The 17,265-nt window shown below is 66.3% G+C and carries 12 protein-coding genes; 4 read left to right on the forward strand and 8 right to left on the reverse strand.

Translation table 11 applies throughout. The features are described from left to right. Positions 1 to 41: 41 nt before the first annotated feature. The 3 genes from hpnI (at position 42) to hpnK (ending at position 3,686) form a co-directional block, all read left to right on the forward strand. Complete coding sequence (gene hpnI / locus LDL32_RS10155) at positions 42 to 1,220, forward strand: bacteriohopanetetrol glucosamine biosynthesis glycosyltransferase HpnI (RefSeq protein ID WP_233066515.1); 1,179 nt, start codon at positions 42 to 44, stop codon at positions 1,218 to 1,220. A gap of 107 nt (positions 1,221 to 1,327) precedes the next feature. Further along, complete coding sequence (gene hpnJ / locus LDL32_RS10160; protein WP_233066517.1) at positions 1,328 to 2,752, forward strand: hopanoid biosynthesis associated radical SAM protein HpnJ; 1,425 nt, start codon at positions 1,328 to 1,330, stop codon at positions 2,750 to 2,752. A gap of 79 nt (positions 2,753 to 2,831) precedes the next feature. Beyond that, positions 2,832 to 3,686, forward strand: a complete 855-nt coding sequence (hpnK, locus tag LDL32_RS10165; RefSeq protein WP_233066519.1) for a hopanoid biosynthesis-associated protein HpnK — start codon at positions 2,832 to 2,834, stop codon at positions 3,684 to 3,686. A 26-nt stretch (positions 3,687 to 3,712) separates the two neighbouring features. Here the strand turns inward: hpnK and trxA are convergent, their stop codons facing one another. The 5 genes from trxA to tsaE form a co-directional block, all read right to left on the reverse strand. Continuing rightward, positions 3,713 to 4,042: a thioredoxin gene (trxA, locus tag LDL32_RS10170; RefSeq protein ID WP_233066521.1), complete on the reverse strand. Its 330-nt coding sequence runs from the start codon at positions 4,040 to 4,042 to the stop codon at positions 3,713 to 3,715. Between the two features lie 73 nt (positions 4,043 to 4,115). After that, positions 4,116 to 7,709 carry a double-strand break repair helicase AddA gene (gene addA, locus LDL32_RS10175; RefSeq protein ID WP_233066524.1) on the reverse strand — a complete coding sequence of 1,198 codons (3,594 nt, stop codon included), beginning with the start codon at positions 7,707 to 7,709 and terminating at the stop codon, positions 4,116 to 4,118. Next, the gene (gene addB, locus LDL32_RS10180; protein ID WP_370636684.1) at positions 7,706 to 10,771 is read right to left on the reverse strand and encodes a double-strand break repair protein AddB; all 3,066 of its coding nucleotides are present in this window, start codon (positions 10,769 to 10,771) and stop codon (positions 7,706 to 7,708) included. The genes addA and addB overlap by 4 nt, the downstream gene beginning before the upstream one ends. After that, positions 10,768 to 11,529 (reverse strand): nucleotidyltransferase family protein, encoded by a 762-nt coding sequence (locus LDL32_RS10185; protein ID WP_233068835.1) that lies wholly within the window; start codon positions 11,527 to 11,529, stop codon positions 10,768 to 10,770. Before LDL32_RS10185 ends, addB begins: the two co-directional genes overlap by 4 nt. Further along, entirely contained in the window at positions 11,529 to 11,993 is a 465-nt protein-coding gene (gene tsaE, locus LDL32_RS10190; protein ID WP_233066526.1) for a tRNA (adenosine(37)-N6)-threonylcarbamoyltransferase complex ATPase subunit type 1 TsaE, read from the reverse strand. Before tsaE ends, LDL32_RS10185 begins: the two co-directional genes overlap by 1 nt. A 186-nt stretch (positions 11,994 to 12,179) precedes the next feature. On the opposite strand from tsaE, the gene LDL32_RS10195 reads away from it, so the two are divergent. Beyond that, a complete protein-coding gene (locus LDL32_RS10195) occupies positions 12,180 to 13,205 on the forward strand; it encodes an NAD(P)/FAD-dependent oxidoreductase (protein ID WP_233066529.1) in 1,026 nt (341 codons plus the stop codon). 245 nt (positions 13,206 to 13,450) lie between these two features. Here the strand turns inward: LDL32_RS10195 and LDL32_RS10200 are convergent, their stop codons facing one another. The 3 genes from LDL32_RS10200 to LDL32_RS10210 form a co-directional block, all read right to left on the reverse strand. Continuing rightward, positions 13,451 to 13,720: a hypothetical protein gene (locus LDL32_RS10200; protein WP_233066531.1), complete on the reverse strand. Its 270-nt coding sequence runs from the start codon at positions 13,718 to 13,720 to the stop codon at positions 13,451 to 13,453. A gap of 225 nt (positions 13,721 to 13,945) precedes the next feature. Then, positions 13,946 to 15,769, reverse strand: a complete 1,824-nt coding sequence (gene typA, locus LDL32_RS10205; RefSeq protein WP_233066534.1) for a translational GTPase TypA — start codon at positions 15,767 to 15,769, stop codon at positions 13,946 to 13,948. Between the two features lie 189 nt (positions 15,770 to 15,958). Next, complete coding sequence (locus LDL32_RS10210; protein WP_233066536.1) at positions 15,959 to 16,969, reverse strand: adenosine kinase; 1,011 nt, start codon at positions 16,967 to 16,969, stop codon at positions 15,959 to 15,961. Positions 16,970 to 17,265: the final 296 nt, after the last annotated feature.

A 17,265-nucleotide genomic window follows, 5' to 3' on the forward strand; every position in this document is an offset into this window, starting at 1 on the left:
GTTCTGATTTGCTCCATACGCGGGACCTTGCCGGAAAGATAATGTCTGTTTTCAACGCTCTTGTTTCACCCGCCGGACTGGCCGCGACCGTTGCGGCCGCCGGGTGCATGCAGGCAGCGCTCGGCACTGTTCTGGTCTCGCGTTTCCGCTGGCAGGAAAAGCGGGTAGACCGGCAGGTGCCCACGCCACCCGTGTCCGTGCTCAAGCCGCTGCATGGTGATGAACCCCTGCTGGAAGAAGCGCTCGAAAGCTTCTGTACGCAGGACTATCCCCATGTGCAGATCGTCTTTGGCGTGCAGGCGGATGATGACGCGGCCATTCCCATCGTGCGCCGCCTGATCGAACGGCATCCGGATCTCGACATGGAACTGGTGGTTGACCCCACCTTCCATGGCGTCAACCGCAAGATCGGCAACCTGATCAACATCATGCGCAGCGTAAAGCATGACGTACTGGTCATTTCCGATTCGGACATCCATGTTGCCCCGGACTACCTGCGCCATGTGGTGGGCGCGCTGGTACAGCCGGAAGTGGGACTGGTCACCACGCTCTATGCGGGGCTGCCCGCATCCCCCACCCTGCCGCGCCTGCTGGCCGCGTGCCAGATCAACCACAATTTCCTGCCCGGTGTCATGCTGTCGCGCTATCTGGGGCGGCAGGACTGCCTCGGGGCGACCATGGCGCTGCGCCGTTCCATGCTTGACGCCATTGGCGGGCTGGAAGCCCTGGTGCCGCATGTGGCGGATGATGCGATCCTGGGCCGCTACGTACGCGACCGTGGCAAGGATATCGCCATTGCGGCCTGCATGACATGGACCACGGTGGGCGAGACCTCGATGCGGGAAGTGCTGGCGCATGAACTGCGCTGGGGCCGGACCGTCAAGACGCTGGAGCCTGCGGGCTATGCCGCCTCCGCCATCCAGCTGCCACTGTTCTGGGCAAGTGTTGCCGTACTGCTGGCCCCGCACGTTGCCTGGACGTGGATCTTCTTTGCCGGTGCATGGGGGTGGCGGGCGGTCTGCTCCTTCATCCTGGACCGGACACTGGCGCAGCGCAGCCTCGTGCCACTGCTCCTGCTGCCATTACGCGACTGGATATCGGCCGCGATCATGGTGGGCAGCGTTACCGGTACCAGGGTTGCATGGCGCGGACAGACAATGCATGTCACGCCACATTCGGTCATGACATCGCGATCGCAACCGGCCTCGCCCCGTGACTGACCCCCCACGGGCGGGCTGGCCCTGCCATGAACAATCAACTTTCCAGTCAATAAGAACGGGTATAAGGGAACCCCATTTCCCCGTCAGAACCCGAGGATATGCGTAGCATGATGAAAACCCTGTTTCTCCAGCCGCCTTCGTTCGACGGATTCGACGGTGGAGCCGGCTCCCGCTACCAGGCCAAGCGGGAAATCAAGTCGTTCTGGTATCCGACCTGGCTGGCGCAGCCCGCCGCCATGGTCGAGGGCAGCCGCCTGATTGACGCGCCGCCCGCGCGCATGGGCATGGAGCCGATCCTGGAGGACGTGCGGAACCGCGATCTCGTCATCATGCACACATCCACCCCGTCCTTCGCGTCCGATGTGCGCGTGGCCCAGATGCTCAAGGACGCGAACCCGAAGGTCAAGATCGGCATGGTCGGCGCCAAGGTTGCCGTCCAGCCGGAAGAAAGCCTGCTCAACGCCCCGCCGGTCGACTTCGTGGCGCGCAACGAATTTGACTTCACCATCAAGGAAATGGCGGAAGGCCGCGAGTGGAAGGATGTCGACGGCATTTCCTGGCGCGACGCGGATGGCAAGATCGTCCATAACCGTGACCGCGCGATGATCGAGGACATGGACAGCCTGCCGTTCGTGACCGAAGTGTACAAGCGCGACCTTAAGATCGAGGATTACTTCATCGGGTACCTGATGCACCCGTACATCTCGATCTATACCGGCCGTGGCTGCAAGTCGCGCTGCACCTTCTGCCTGTGGCCACAGACGGTGGGCGGCCACCACTACCGCACCCGCAGCCCCGAACACGTGGCGGCCGAAATCCGTCTGGCGAAGCAGTATTTCCCGCAGGTGAAGGAATTCTTCTTCGACGACGATACCTTCACCGATGACCTGCCCCGCGCCGAAGCGATTGCCAGGGAACTGGGCAAGCTGGGTGTGACCTGGTCGTGCAATGCGAAGGCCAATGTGCCGCGCAAGACGCTGGAAGTGCTCAAGGCCAACGGCCTGCGCCTGCTGCTGGTCGGTTACGAGAGCGGCAACCAGCAGATCCTGCACAACATCAAGAAGGGCATGCGTGTCGAGACGGCGCGTGAGTTCACCAAGAACTGCCACGAACTCGGCATCAAGATCCATGGCACCTTCATCCTCGGCCTGCCGGGCGAGACGAAGGAGACCATTCAGGAAACCATCCGCTTCGCCACCGAGATCAACCCGCATACCCTGCAGGTTTCGCTGGCAGCCCCCTATCCCGGCACCTTCCTGCACAAGCAGGCGACCGAGAATGGCTGGCTGGATGAGAAGAACGCCGAACTGATCGACGATAACGGCGTGCAGATCGCACCGCTGCACTACCCGCATCTGTCGCACACGGAAATCTTCCAGAGCGTGGAGGAATTCTACCGGAAGTTCTACTTCCGCGCGCCCAAGATCGCCTCGATCCTGAACGAGATGGTCCGCAGCCCGCAGATGATGAAGCGCCGCCTGCGCGAAGGGGTGGAGTTCTTCCAGTTCCTGCGCGAACGCCGCGCCGCCTGATCCGGCAGCCTGCGATTACCCCATGCCGGGACCTTCGGGTTCCGGCATTTCTTTTTTTCATGCCACCCGGTTTTCCATCATGAAGCGCGTCATCATATCCGCCGATGATTTCGGCCTGTCCGAAGAAGTGAACGAGGCGATCGAGATCGCGCATCGGGATGGATTGCTGTCAACCGCGAGCCTGATGGTATCCGGCCCTGCCGCCGCCGATGCCGTGCGCCGGGCCAGAAAACTGCCGGACCTGCGGGTGGGGCTGCATCTGGTAGCAATCGAGGGACCGGCCACCCTGCCGCCCGCCGAGATCCCGCTCCTGGTATCACACAACGGGCAGTTCCCCTCCGACCAGCTGAAACTGGGCGTGGAGTATTTCTTCCGTCCCGCCGCGCGCCGCGAACTGGCCGCCGAGATCGAGGCCCAGTTCGCGGCCTTTGCCGCGACCGGCCTGCCACTGGACCATGCCAACGCGCACAAGCACATGCACCTGCATCCCACGGTGGGGCGGTACATGATTGAAAGCGGACTGCGCCACGGGCTGCGTGCGCTGCGCGTGCCACTGGAACCGCCCAAGCCGCTTTACGCGGCTGGCACCTATACCGATACGCTGGGGGATGCGGCACTACGCCGCTGGACCGGCCTGCTGCGCCATCAGGCGCGCAGGGCGGGGCTGGTGACCAATGACTGGTGCTTCGGGCTGGCATGGAGCGGACACATGACAGCCGACCGTATCTCGGCACTTGCCGCCCATCTGCCCGATGGCCTGTCGGAAATCTATTTCCATCCGGCCACGGCAAAGAACGGGTTGCTGCAACGCCTGATGCCCACCTATGAACACCAGGCAGAACTGCGCGCGCTCTGCGCGCCCGGATTCCGTTCCGGGCTGGCGCATGCGGGGGCGGTTCCCACAACGTGGACGGATGTGGCCCGCACGCGCTGACGGGCCTACCGCCACCCTGATCCGTATCAGCCGAGGTTGCCCTGCACCCATGCCTTGAGCTGGCTCTTGGGCACGGCGCCCGACTGCTTGGCGACGGGCTTGCCATCGCGGAACAGGATCAGCGTGGGAATGCTCTGCACGGCGTAGTCATTGGGAGTACGCTGGTTGTCGTCGATATTGACCTTGGCGACGGTCATCCTGCCCTTGAATTCCGCACCGATCTCATCCAGCGCCGGGGCGATCATCTTGCACGGGCCGCACCATTCCGCCCAGAAATCGACCAGGACCGGCTCCTTGGAGTCCAGCACCAGGGTCTTGAACTGGTCATCACTGACTACAATCGTGTTTTCGCTCATCACTTAAAAACTCCTTCTTGGCGGGGGATGGACCGCCCGTGTCGTGCTGACATGGCCATGCCGGCGCGTGGGGTCAAGCCTGTGCCTGCCCCTTCATGTCCGGTGCATATCTGTCCAGCAGCGTAGCAGGCAGGATGTCCACACGCACGCCCTCCGTCCAGACCAGCGCGCATACGACCTTCCTGCCCGGGTAGACGCCACGCAGCAGCGCGCGATAGGCGGCCATCTGCCGCAGGTACAGCACCGGTATCCTGTCAATGCTGGCGGGGGGGTGGCGGTTCGTCTTGAAATCACACACCGTGACCGTATCGGTATCCACCGCCATGCGGTCCACCTGCCCCACAATCACCTGCTGGCCCACGATGCCCGCCAGCGGCTGCTCCGCCCGGCTGCCCGGCGCGAACAGGGCGGCAAGCTCCGGCCGGTTCATGACCGCCAGTACCTGCGTCACCAGTTCGCCCCGCAGTTCAGGCGCAAGCCCAGCCGCGGGACGTGACAGCCATGCGCTGGCCAGTTCAGCGCGCTCGGGCACGGGACAGTCGGGCAGGTACTGCAGCAGCGCATGCACCAGCTGCCCGCGTTGCAGCGCACGGGCGCGGGTGGCGGCCATATCCGCCCGGTCACGCACGGTACCGGCCGAGACCAGGGGCGAGCGCACGGCGGGCTGCGGGCCGAGGGCCACGTCATCGGGCCGGCTGGGCGCGAGCGGACGGGCCAGCGGGCCTTCCGCCACGGGCATGACGGGTCGCCACAACGGGGCATGGCCCATCCATTCCGGCAGCGCCGGCGGCGGCGCATCCGGGCCATGATCATCCGTTACCGCTGCGCGCGCGGGCCGGGGCGCCGGGGTGGCGGGCATTTCCTCCAGCACCAGGCTTTCCCCTTCCCAGCCCAGATCAAATGGCTCGGGCGCGGCCCCCGCACTTTCAAACCCCTGCCGGCACAGATCATACCAGCAGCCATCGGGCATGCCACGGCCGGGCTCCCACCCGCAGATCACCAGCCGGTCACTGGCGCGGGTCAGGGCAACGTAAAGCAGGCGGTTGTATTCCTCCGCCGCATTCAGGCGGATTTTGTCCTGCAGGGCCGCCGTCACGTCCGTGCCCAGTTCCCGCCGGGGCACCCATATCGGTATGTCCAGCCCGGTCTTCCTGTCGGTTTCCCACAGGATATTGGTGTCGGAACGGGGGGCGGCAATGGTGTCGGGCAGGATGACAAGCCGCGCCTGCAGCCCCTTGGCCCCATGTGCCGTCATGACGCGCACCATGTTGGCCGAGGCATCAGGCTCATGGCGCACGGTTTCTTCCGATGCGGTGAGCCAGTGCAGAAACCCCTGCAGCGAAATGGCATGCGCTTCCTCAAAGCGCAGGGCGGCGGAGAGCAGTTCGTCAACCGGTTCCACCGCCTCCGGCCCCAGGCGTGCCAGCAGGCGGGCGCGCCCGCCCAGCGGGCCAAGGGCTTCGGCCAGAAGCTGGTAAGGCGTGGCGTAATCCACCTGCCGGAACAGGGTATTGAGTACATGCCATGCGGCCGCCCAGTCCGGTCGCTCGGCATGGCGTGCGCGCAGCACCGCCCATAGCGGCTGGCCGTTACGCCCGGTGGCCAGCGGCATGAGCGCCTCATCATCCAGCCCGCCAATGGGTGAGGTCAGGACACAGGCCAGCGTCAGGTCATCCTGCGGCAGCAGCAGGGCCGCGCACAACGCCATGAGGTCACGCACCGCAAGCTGGTCGGTCAGCACGGTGCGCACCAGGGTTGCCACCGGCACGTCCTGCGTTTTCAGCGCGCGGATCAGCGCACGGGCAAAGGCGGAACGGCGGGGCACGAGGATCAGCACATCGCCGGGCACCAGTGGCGCCTCGCCCGGTGGCGGGGGCTGGCGCAACTGCGTGGCGATCCAGCCCGCCAGCGTGTCCGCCAGGCGCTGCTGGGCGGTGGACTGGCCCGCATTGTGGCTGGGGGCCATCCAGGGGCTGACATCCGTCTCGCTGGCTTCCACGGGCACGGGGGGCCAGATCTCCACACGGCCGCCCTGCCCCGGCCGGGCGGTGACATGGGCGGGAATGCCGCCTTCAGGTTCCACCACGCCGCGGGCGGCGGCGGGATTGGCGAACACGCTGTCCACCAGCTTCAGCACGGGTGCCGTGGAACGGAAGGAGACGGTCAGCGCCGGTTCGCGCCACAGCGCCTGCGCCGCCCCCGCACGCGTGCGAAAGCGCTGACGCCACGCGCGGAAGGCTTCCGGGTCGGCCCCCTGGAACGAATAGATCGACTGCTTGTAATCCCCTACCGCAAAGATGGTGCGCGGGCAGCCCTCATCATCATGCGTGCCTTCACCCGCGAAGAATTCCGCGGTCAGGCCACCGGCAATCGCCCACTGGTCGGGGGATGTATCCTGCACCTCGTCCAGCAGCAGGTGATCAATCCCGCCATCAAGCTTGTACAGCACCCAGGCCGCCCCCGGATCATCCAGAAGCTGGAGCGTGCGGTCGATCAGGTCATCATAATCGACCATGCCCTGTGCGCTCTTGCGCGTGGCATAACGCTCCAGCACCGGCTGGGCGACGGAAAGCAGCGCGCCGGTCAGCTCAAACACCGCCAGCGCGCGCAGCTGCCGGTCGATGCCGATGACGCGCGCGGCTTCCGCCAGAAGCTGGTCAACAAGTTCGGGGCAATCAGCCGCGACTTTGGCGTTCAGGCCACCGCGCTGGCGGGGTTCACCCTTCTGCGTCAGCAGGCTGCTCCGCCATGCGGGCCAGTCCGCCGCACGGCCGGCCGTGTCCTGCCCCAGCCATGCCAGCATGGCTTCGGCCTGCACCCGCACCGTGGGCGATCCTTTCTGCGCCACGAACCGTAGCCCCTCACGCACGGCGTCCTCATCGGGGATGGTGGCGCAGGCGCGGTGCAGCACCTCCGCCGCGCTGCGGCCGTCTATGTCCAGCACGCGCATCAGCGCCGCCTCCACCGTGGCGCGGTCACCCTTCCAGTGACGGGCCACGGGCAGGATACGGCGCGACTGGGCCTGCAGGCGACCGATCAGGGCGGTAAAATCCCCGACCCCGATCTGGGCCGCCAGCATGGATACGGCTGCCCCACCCTGCCCCACCACGTCCTCCACCGCCGCACGCTGGGCCAGTCGGGCGTCGGTTTCCTCGATCAGGGTGAAATGCGGGCTGATCGCGGCCTCGATGGGAAAGCGCCGCAGCAGCGACTGGCAGAAGGCATGGATGGTGCCGATACGCATGCCGCCGGGCAGGTCCAGCACGCGGGCAAACAGTTCGCGCGCCACCTGCCGGGTCCCTGCCCCCACAGGCACGGACAGGCGGCCCAGTTCCGCATCCAGCGCATCATCGGGCAGCATGACCCACTGGCCCAGCCGGCCTTGCAGGCGGATGGACATTTCCGCCGCCGCCGCCTTGGTAAAGGTCAGGCACTGGATGCGCGCGGGGTCGCTGCCGGGCACGCGGGTCATCACCCCGTCGCGGTCAGGCACGTCACGCGGCAGCATGAGGCGCAGCAGCCGGTCGATCAGCAGCTTGGTCTTGCCACTGCCAGCCGAGGCCGAGACGAACACGGAAGCCTGCGGGTCGGACGCCTGCGCCTGGCTACGATTGGCAAGGCCGATGGCATCCGCCATGCCTTCCCCCTTCATGACGGGACGGTTCATCCTGCCGTCTCCTCACGCGCGGCACTCCATTCCGCCACCCGGGCCAGGTGGGCGTAATCGGCAAAGCGCGGTTCCTCCCCGGGCCAGGGATGGGACAGGTAAGGCTGGTCGGGATTATCGTAGGCCGTAACCAGCGTGCGCAGCCCATCGCGGCACTGTGCGATCAGCGCGCCCAGTTCCGCGCCGCGCGCGACATCGAGCACCTGCGCGGGCACATGGCCGCCGGTCAGCCGCCAGTAGACCAGTTCCGCCACCCTGCCCGCAATGGGGGGTGGAAAGCCGCCGCATTCGATCATCGCCGCCTCCAGCACCAGCTGCGACTGCCATCCCTCGATCACGCTGCGCCGGAGCGGCAGGGTGCCGGTCTTGTAATCGAACAGGCCCAGCGCGCCATCGCCATGCACGTCGATCCGGTCGGCCCGCCCGCGCAGGGTAAACGGGCCGCCGGGCAGACCGTCCAGCCGCATCGTGCCGCCCTGCTCCGTCAGCACCGTGCGGGGGCCACCGGTTGCGCGGCGGTCCTGCTCGGTCCGGGCGCACCATGTGGCGATGCGCTCCAGCCGGGGTGCCCACCATGCGGCAAGTGCCGGTCGCAGCCCGGCCTCACGCAGCACGTCGGCAAAGACCGCCTGCATCTGCGCGGCGCCATCATCGGGCCAGTCGGCGGGATGGGCACGAAACCACCGGTCAAGGGCCGTATGCACGATCTGGCCGTAATCGGCGGCATCGGCCAGTTCCTCCAGATCCGCCAGCCGCTTCAGCTTCAGGATCCGGCGGGCATAGATGGCGTAGGGATCGCGCATCCATGTCTCGATCTCGGTTACCGACAGGCTGCGCGGGCGCAGGCCGAGCGCAGGGCAGGGCCGGGGCGGGGCGGCTGGCATGGCCACCCCTTCCGGCCGGTCCAGCGCATCCAGCCAGCGCAGCGCGGGATGGGCGGGCAGGCCATGTCCATGCCCGGCCAGATAGGCATCCAGCCGCACCAGCCAGCGCGCGGGCACCGTGGGGGCGCCCTGCCGCCGCGCCGCGACCGACAGTACCACCCGTGGGGCCGCACACGCACAGGATACAAAATCATGCGCCGCCTGCCCGATGGCCCATTCCGGTGAGGGCAGGCCCACGCGGGTGCGCATGGGGCGGCTCATCCACGGACCCGGATCGGTGGCGGGCGGCCATACGGTTTCCGCCAGGCCACCAAGCACGATCAGGTCCGCTGTCTGCAGCCGTGCTTCCAGCAGGCCCCATATGAACACACGCGGGTGGACGGCCCCCGACCGCCCGCGCACGGCACGCCGCCCCTGCACGGTCATCCCTGCCAGCGAGGACGCAAGCAGCCCGTCCAGCGCGCCCAGCCGGGCATCGGGCAGCACGTCGCACCATGCCAGCATCGCACTCATGTGCTGGCCCAGCGCGTTGCCTTCCTCCCCCGCCCACAGGCGTTCGGCACCCCCGGCCGTATCCGTGGCGGCCAGATTCTGCGCAACCTCGACCAGCGCCGAAAGCAGGGTGGAAACCGGCACCATGGCGCTGCGCGGCAGGGCCAGCAGGGGGCCGAAAGCCGCTTCCAGCCGGTCAAGGAAGGCATTGATTTCCTCTGGCGCATCAGGCGCGTCAGCCAGCGCGCCATGCGGGTCATCCGCCGCCCGCGCCAGCGCGCTTCGCAGCCCGGCAATGCCCGGCGGCGGTGCCGGGCCACGCAGGACCAGCCGCTCCAGCTGTCGCGCACTGGCACGGCAGTTGCCCGGTGAAAGCCCGCACGCCGCCAGCGGGTGCTTGATGACGGACAGCAGCGCCACCGGCGAAAGCCCGCCATCCACCGCCTGCACGATCAGGCGCACGAAGGCGGTCTGCGGTATGGTGAGCAGGCTTTCGCCCGCGCTGTCATCGGCAATGACACCCCAGCGCACCAGTTCCGTCGCCACCCGCCCGGCCAGAGCCCGGTCGGGCGTGACAAGGGCCGCGCGCCTGCCGGGCTGTTCAAGCACCTGGCGCAGCACCATGGCGATGGCGGCGGCTTCCTCCTGCTGGTCGGTGCTGCGCAGCACGGACAGACCATCGGCCGCCACGGGGGCATCCGGCGCGCGCCACTGTTCAAGCGCGTGGGCGGGCAGCAGCGCGCGCGCCAGCAGTCCGGCGCGCGCGACGGGACTGCTGGCCACGCTGCCCGGTGGCAGGCTGTCCCACTGTTCCATGCAGTTCCGCCCGATGCCCAGTTCGGCCAGCATGCGGGCCGTACCGGCCTGCGGGTGGTCAGGCGGCAGGCGCTGCCATACGTCCTCGCCACATGTCATGTCCACGCCGGGCAGGACCAGCAGCCCGTCGGGCACGGACAGCACGGCACGCAGCATTGCGATGGTAGAGGGTACGGCATCGGAAAAGCCGGCGGCCCATATGGGGGTACCGGATGGCGGCGGGGCCTGTTCCCAGCGTGCGGCCTGCGCGTGCAGCAGGGCGGTCTGGCGGGCGACGGGGTTCATCACCCCCTGTTCTTCCAGCCATGCGGGCCATACGCTGGTGACAATGGACAGGAAGCGCAGCGTCTGGTGCCAGTGCTGGGCGAAGTCCCCTTCCGCCGCGTGGGGCAGGCGTTCGCGCAGGTCACATTCCGCCCATTCCGCCTCATCCATCAGGTCCGCCAGCGCGCGTGCCAGTGGCCAGGCCTGGTCCACGCCCTGCACGTCGCCAAACGCCTTGCCCGCCTGCATGACCAGCAGGCTGAGCGTGGCCAGCCGCCGCACCGGGTCCACGGCAGGCGGCAGGTCCAGCGCGTTCCGGCCCGACAGCGCCAGCGATGCCTCATCCAGCCCCGCAATGGGCGCGATACGGGGCAGCAGGATGGGGCGGCCATCGACCTGACGTACAAAGGCCTCGGTCAATGCACGGGCGGCGCGGCGGCTGGGCAGCAGGATCAGGCCGGTGCCACAGTCCTGGGGGTCGTGGCCCGCCTGTTCAAGCCAGCGGGCGGCAATCTGGTCCACAAAGGGCACATGCGGCAGCACGACCGCGACGCGGCCCTGCAGGCACCCGGCCCCGGAGGCATCCATCTCCCCGGTGGTACTCATATGTCGTTGTCCCGGTCCGGATTCAGGGCGGAATGCAGCACCTGCTCGGCGGTCGTGATATCGGCGGGGCGGGAGAGATGGAACCACAGCGAATCATGCACGATCACACCCAGCCTGCCCGCCGCCATGGCGCGGTCCCACAGCGTGTTCATGCTGAACGCACCCTCTGGCGCGCCGTCAAACAGGGTCGGCGAGACGATCTGCACCCCGGTAAAGACATAGGGCGTGATCTCACCCGCGCGCGGGCGGCGCGGCCTGCCATGCGCGTCGATGGCAAAATCCCCATGGCCCACTTCCCCCACCGCGCGCGTCGTGGCGCCAAGCAGCAGCATGGCGTCCATGCGGGCAGGATCAAAAGCCGCCGCCAGCCGCCGCAGGGCAGGCACCGGGCCGTTGAGCCACATGGCATCACCATTAAGCAGGAAGAACGGCTCCGGACCCAGCAGCCCGGCCCGTAACGCCGCAGCGGCGCTGCCACCCGTTTCCAGCAGGGCTGTCTCGACCTGTTCCGTGGTGCATGGTCTGCGCCCGCTGGCGGCGCGCGCGGCCAAGGCGTGGCGGATGGCTTCCGGCTGCCAGTGGGCGTTGACCACCACGTCCGGCACGCCAGCCGCTTCCAGCCGGTCCAGTACGTGATCCAGGATCGGCTGTTCCGCCACGCGCAGCAGCGGCTTGGGCACCGATTCGCTCAGGGGCCGCATGCGCCGTCCCAGCCCCGCCGCGAATACCATGGCGACACGCGGCATGTTCACCCCCATCACGATCCTCCCATTCCATCATTCCCCAGCCGTGCAAGCCGTGTGTCCCAGCCCGCAAGCCGGGCCACGCGGCCGCCCCCCGCCACATGCAGCAGGTGGACGTGCAACGCATCGGGGGGGGCAAGCGTGCCCAGACGTTCAGGCCATTCCACCAGAACGATGCCCTCGCACGCATCATCCCAGCCCAGTTCGTGCAGCCCGCCCGGGCCATCCAGCCGCCACAGGTCGAAATGCGCGACCTCCGCCACCGGCGCGTCATAGACCTGCACAAGGGTATAGGACGGGCTTGGCACCTCCATGTCCGGGTCCGCACACAGCGTGCGCAGCAGCGCGCGCGCCAGCGTGGTCTTGCCGGCACCCAGATCGCCTTCCAGCAGCACGGCGTCGCCCGCGGCCAGCAACGGGGCCAGCGCCTGGCCCAGCCTTTCGGTTGCATGGGTGTCGGGCAACGGAATTTCACGCATGGCCATACCACTTCCAGCCCTTACGGGATCATCTTGCATCAACTGATTGTGCCCCTGCCCATGCGCCACGCACAAGGGGGCATGCACGGGACCTGCCCAGGGCTTGCGCCATTGCGGGCAACAACGCAAAACCATATCTACGATACGCCTTTGACCTTAATGGACCGCGGGATAACAGAACCGGACATGACCCCCCCTTCCCCCACCCACACCACGGATGTCGCCATTATCGGCGCGGGCCCGGCCGGCCTGTTCGCCGCCTTTGAATGCAACATGCTCAAGCTGCGCTGCATCATGATCGACGCGCTGGACGCGATTGGTGGCCAGTGTGCGGCGCTGTATCCCGAAAAGCCGATCTATGACATTCCCGCCCATCCCGCCATCGAGGGCGGCGCGCTGATCGAGGCCCTCGACCGCCAGATCGCCCCCTTTGACGTGCCCCGCCTGCTGGGCCGCCGTGTGGAACGACTGGAGGGCACGCGCGGCGCTTTCCGCCTGGGCACCAGCAGCGGTGACACCATTCACGCGCATGCGGTCATCATTGCGGCGGGGGCCGGGGCGTTTGGCCCCAACCGCCCCCCGCTGGACGGGCTGGAGGCGTTCGAACGCAGCGGGGGCGTGCAGTATTTCGTCCGCCGCCGCGCCGACTTCGCGGACCGTGACGTACTGATCGCAGGTGGTGGCGACTCGGCTGTGGACTGGGCGCTGTCCCTGCGTGAGGTCGCGCGCAGCGTAAGGCTGGTGCACCGGCGCGACCGCTTTCGCGCTGCCCCCGAAAGCCTGCGCCAGCTTGATGAAGCCGTGGAGCGCGGTGAGATCGAGAAGATCATCGGCTACCAGCTCCATGGCCTGCGGGGCACGGACGGGCAGCTTGCGGGGGTGGACCTGGCAACACTGGATGGCACGGTGCGCCATGTCGCCTGTGACCACCTGCTGCCCTTCTTCGGGCTGGCGACCGATCTCGGGCCGATCGCGCAATGGGGGCTGGACACCATGCGCGGCACCATTCCCGTCACGCCGTCCACCTGCGAGAGCAGCCTGCCCGGCATCTTTGCCGTTGGTGATGTCGCAACCTATCCCGGCAAGCTCAAGCTGATCCTGCAGGGCTTTACCGAGGGCGCCATGGCAGCACACGCCATCCACCCCATCGTGCACCCTGACACGGCACTGCATTTTGAATATTCCACCAGCAAGGGCGTGCCCGCTGCGTAATCCGGGGCGCGGGCGGCCCGTCATCGCATGAACGGCAGGCCATGATGCGGCCATCGGGTGCATGAGGGCATCAGGCGGCGGGATGAAGGCCGTGACCGCCACCATCCCGTCTGTCCGGGATGGATGGGGCGGCAAACCCGCTGGAACACATCAGGCCGCGCATAAAAAAAGCCCGGCATGAACCGGGCTTTTTACTGGCGACCCTGGCCCGTCCCGCAACGGGACCGGCCAGGATACGGCAGTTATTACTGCGCGGCCGGGGCGGCAGGCGCTTCTGCGGTTGCAGCGTCCTTCTTCGCACCATGATGGCGACCACCGTGGTGGTGGCTGCCGCTGTGATGCTTCTTCGCACCGGCTTCCGGGGCTGCTGCGCCAGCGGAGGCATCGGGAGCGTGTTCCGGCGCGGAAACGGCGGGGGCGGTCGGTTCGGCCGTCTGGGCCATGACAGGGGCGGCAACGCCCATGATGGCAATGGCAGATACGGCGGCCAGGAAACGACGGGGGGAAACGATCATATAAAAATACTCCACAAACCCGGGAATTTTAATCCCAATGCGTCTATCGGATGGCGAATCGGCACATCCGAGCCGACCCCCATGCTGTAACATGCCGGATGGGAACCGTCTCGGATTAAAATTCTTAAATTTATGGATACACTCTCTTTCTTGCCGCAAGGCGACCACAATCTCAAGAACTCAAACGTTACTAAAGATTGCAATCGCCCCATGGGCAGGAACAGGTCAGTCAACCGCGCCGGAACGCTCGCGCTTCTTGCGCTCGTGCGGGTCAAGATAGCGCTTGCGGATCCGCACGGCCGACGGCGTGACCTCAACCAGCTCGTCATCCTCGATATAGGCAATGGCCTGCTCAAGGTTCATCTTGCGCGGCGGAATCAGCAGCAGGGCCTCGTCCTTGCCAGCGGCACGGATGTTGGTCAGCTTCTTTTCACGGATCGGGTTCACTTCCAGATCATTCTCGCGCGAATGCTCGCCAATGATCATGCCCACGTAAACCTTCTCGCCCGCATCGACGAACAGCGTGCCGCGGTCCTGCAGCGAGAACAGGGAATACTGCGTGGTCGCGCCATCCTCGGAGGAGATCAGCGAACCGTTGCGACGCCCCGCAATCGGGCCGACATAGGGCTGATAGCCCGAGAACAGGCGGTTCATGATGCCCGAACCGCGCGTGTCGGTCAGGAATTCGCCATGGTAGCCGATCAGCCCGCGTGACGGGATCAGGAAGGACAGGCGCACCTTGCCACCGCCCGAAGGCTGCATGTCCTGCATGATGCCCTTGCGCAGCGCCATCTTTTCAACCACGACGCCCGAATACGGCTCGTCCACATCGATCAGGACTTCCTCGAACGGCTCTTCGCGCTCACCGGTTTCCTCATTGGTGCGGAACAGCACGCGGGGGCGGCCGATGGTCAGTTCGAACCCTTCGCGGCGCATCTGCTCGATCAGCACGCCAAGCTGGAGTTCGCCACGGCCCGCAACCTCGAAGGCCTCGCTCTCGGGGCTTTCGGACACGCGGATGGCGATGTTGCCCTCGGTTTCCTTGAACAGGCGGTCACGGATCTGGCGCGACGTGACCTTCTTGCCCTCACGACCACCCAGCGGGCCATCGTTGAGGCGGAAGGTCATGGACAGCGTCGGCGGATCGACGGGGGTGGAGGGCAGCGGCTCCTTGACCTCGGGGGCGGCGATGGTTTCGGGAATCGTCGCTTCCGACAGGCCGGCCACGGCCACGATATCACCGGCTTCGACTTCTTCCACCGGCACGCGGTCAAGGCCACGGAAGGACAGCAGCTTGGTCAGGCGGCCGGTTTCCACAACCGAACCATCAGGGCGCAGCACGTGCACCGGCATGTTCATCTTGGCCGTGCCCTGCTCCACACGCCCGGTCAGCACGCGGCCAAGGAAGTTGTCGTTCTCCAGGATGGTGGCGACCATCGCAAACGGCGCATCCTTCTTCACGTGCGGCGGCGGCACATGGCGCAGGATCAGGTCGAACAGCGGGGAGAGATCCTTGCGCGGACCATCGATTTCCAGATCCGCCCAGCCCTGGCGGCCAGATGCGTACAGCATGGGGAAATCAAGCTGCTCGTCATTCGCCCCAAGGGCTGCGAACAGGTCAAAGATCTCGTTATGGACTTCATCTGGGCGGGCATCGCCACGGTCGATCTTGTTCACGACCACGATCGGCTTCAGGCCGCGCGCCAGCGCCTTGCCCACCACGAACTTCGTCTGCGGCAGGGCGCCTTCGGCGGAGTCGACCAGCACGACCGCGCCGTCCACCATGCTCAGGATACGCTCGACCTCACCGCCGAAATCGGCGTGGCCCGGGGTGTCGATGATGTTGATGCGGGTATCTTTCCACACAACCGACGTGCACTTGGCAAGGATGGTGATGCCACGCTCGCGCTCCAGGTCATTGCTGTCCATGGCGCGTTCGGCAACGTGCTGGTTGTCACGGAAGGAACCGGACTGCTTGAGAAGCTGATCGACGAGTGTGGTCTTGCCATGATCGACGTGCGCGATGATGGCGATATTGCGGATATCCATAACTGCTCTTGACCTGACTTTCCTTGGCGGATGCCATAAGGGGCGCAGCGGCACATTACGGGCAATACCCGTGCGTGCAGCGGCGGACTGGGTGGCTGCTGGGTGCGTAGATAACGGGGAAAGGCCGGGATTGCACGCGAAACTTCGCATGCAGTCCCGTCACCCGCACGGGACGTATGGCCCGCCGGTTCAGAAATCCATGTCCTGACGCATGTTCATGAGCGGGCGCGCGCCATAATGCGAAATCACTTCCGATGCGGCGACACTGCCCAGCCGCCCGCATTCGGCCAGCGTGCGGTCCGATGTCCATCCCGCCAGAAAACCCGCGGCATAGGCGTCGCCCGCGCCGGTCGTGTCCACAACCTGCGTGCGCACGCTGTCAATCACGATCCGCTGCTGGTCCTGGATGATCACGCTGCCACGTTCGGAGCGGGTCAGCACGGCAAAATGCGTCTCGGCGGCGACACGGCGGGCCGCTTCCTCGAAATCGTCGGTTTCGTACAGCGCGCAGATCTCGTCCTCGTTGGCGAACAGGATGTCGATATGCCCGCGCACGAGGTCATGGAAGGCCTTGCGGTGGCGGTCCACGCAGAAACGGTCGGACAGGGAAAGGGCGACCTTGCGGCCCGCCTCATGCGCGATGCGGGCCGCGGTGCGGAAGGCTTCCTGCGCTTCCGGCGGGTCGAACAGGTAGCCTTCCATGTACAGCACCTTCGATGCGCGCACGACATCGACCAGCACATCGGCAGGGCTGAAAGTGACGCATGCACCCAGATAGGTGTTCATGGTGCGCTGGCCATCGGGGGTGACCAGAATGATGCAGCGCGCGGTGGGGCTGTGGTCGCTCGCATCGCCCTGCAGCGGGGTGGAGGGAAAATACACGCCCGCCGCCTGCATGTCGGCCGCAAAGGCCCGGCCCGGCGCGTCATCGGCCACCTTGCCCAGATACGCCACCCGCGCGCCCATGTTGGACGCCACCACACAGGTATTGGCGGCCGAACCGCCACCCATTTCCTTCTCGCGCGTGATCTGGTCATACAGCGCGGTGGCACGTGCGGCGTCGACCAGCATCATGCTGCCGGGGGTCATGCCATTGCTCTGCGGGAAGGTAGCTTCAACCGGCGCAAGGACATCGACAATGGCGTTGCCTATGCCCAGCAGGTCGAACCGGCATTCCGTCGCCTGTCCCGTATTTTCCATATTATGGTTCCTTGCCCGTCATATCCGTTTTTTCATGCAGCCATGGCGTCCGGACGCCACGAAATAACCCATTTGTTCGTGCATGATGCAGGGCATCGCTATCATTGGCGGTCATGGGGCGCAACGCATGATATTTTATGCATCTCCGTTCCCCTTAACGCCCTTGTCCCCCTGATCGGGGTAAGTATAACCGATTGGTGGGGGCTGCGGCCTGCAACCAGCCCGAGAGCGTGTCTTCCAGTCCGGAGCGTTCTGTGTTCCGATGCAGCATAACCAAGCGGGGTAATATTGTTTAA

The sequence above is a fragment of the Komagataeibacter sp. FNDCF1 genome (assembly GCF_021295335.1).
In the GTDB taxonomy this organism is placed as follows: domain Bacteria; phylum Pseudomonadota; class Alphaproteobacteria; order Acetobacterales; family Acetobacteraceae; genus Komagataeibacter.

Coding starts and splice junctions, on each gene's coding strand:
- trxA (WP_233066521.1), bottom strand. CDS start 4,042: ATGAGCGAAAACACGATTGTAGTCAGTGATGACCAGTTCAAGACCCTG.
- typA (WP_233066534.1), bottom strand. CDS start 15,769: ATGGATATCCGCAATATCGCCATCATCGCGCACGTCGATCATGGCAAG.
- LDL32_RS10185 (WP_233068835.1), bottom strand. CDS start 11,529: ATGGGGGTGAACATGCCGCGTGTCGCCATGGTATTCGCGGCGGGGCTG.
- hpnI (WP_233066515.1), top strand. CDS start 42: ATGTCTGTTTTCAACGCTCTTGTTTCACCCGCCGGACTGGCCGCGACC.
- tsaE (WP_233066526.1), bottom strand. CDS start 11,993: ATGCGTGAAATTCCGTTGCCCGACACCCATGCAACCGAAAGGCTGGGC.
- LDL32_RS10200 (WP_233066531.1), bottom strand. CDS start 13,720: ATGATCGTTTCCCCCCGTCGTTTCCTGGCCGCCGTATCTGCCATTGCC.
- hpnK (WP_233066519.1), top strand. CDS start 2,832: ATGAAGCGCGTCATCATATCCGCCGATGATTTCGGCCTGTCCGAAGAA.
- LDL32_RS10210 (WP_233066536.1), bottom strand. CDS start 16,969: ATGGAAAATACGGGACAGGCGACGGAATGCCGGTTCGACCTGCTGGGC.
- hpnJ (WP_233066517.1), top strand. CDS start 1,328: ATGATGAAAACCCTGTTTCTCCAGCCGCCTTCGTTCGACGGATTCGAC.
- LDL32_RS10195 (WP_233066529.1), top strand. CDS start 12,180: ATGACCCCCCCTTCCCCCACCCACACCACGGATGTCGCCATTATCGGC.
- addB (WP_370636684.1), bottom strand. CDS start 10,771: ATGAGTACCACCGGGGAGATGGATGCCTCCGGGGCCGGGTGCCTGCAG.
- addA (WP_233066524.1), bottom strand. CDS start 7,709: ATGAACCGTCCCGTCATGAAGGGGGAAGGCATGGCGGATGCCATCGGC.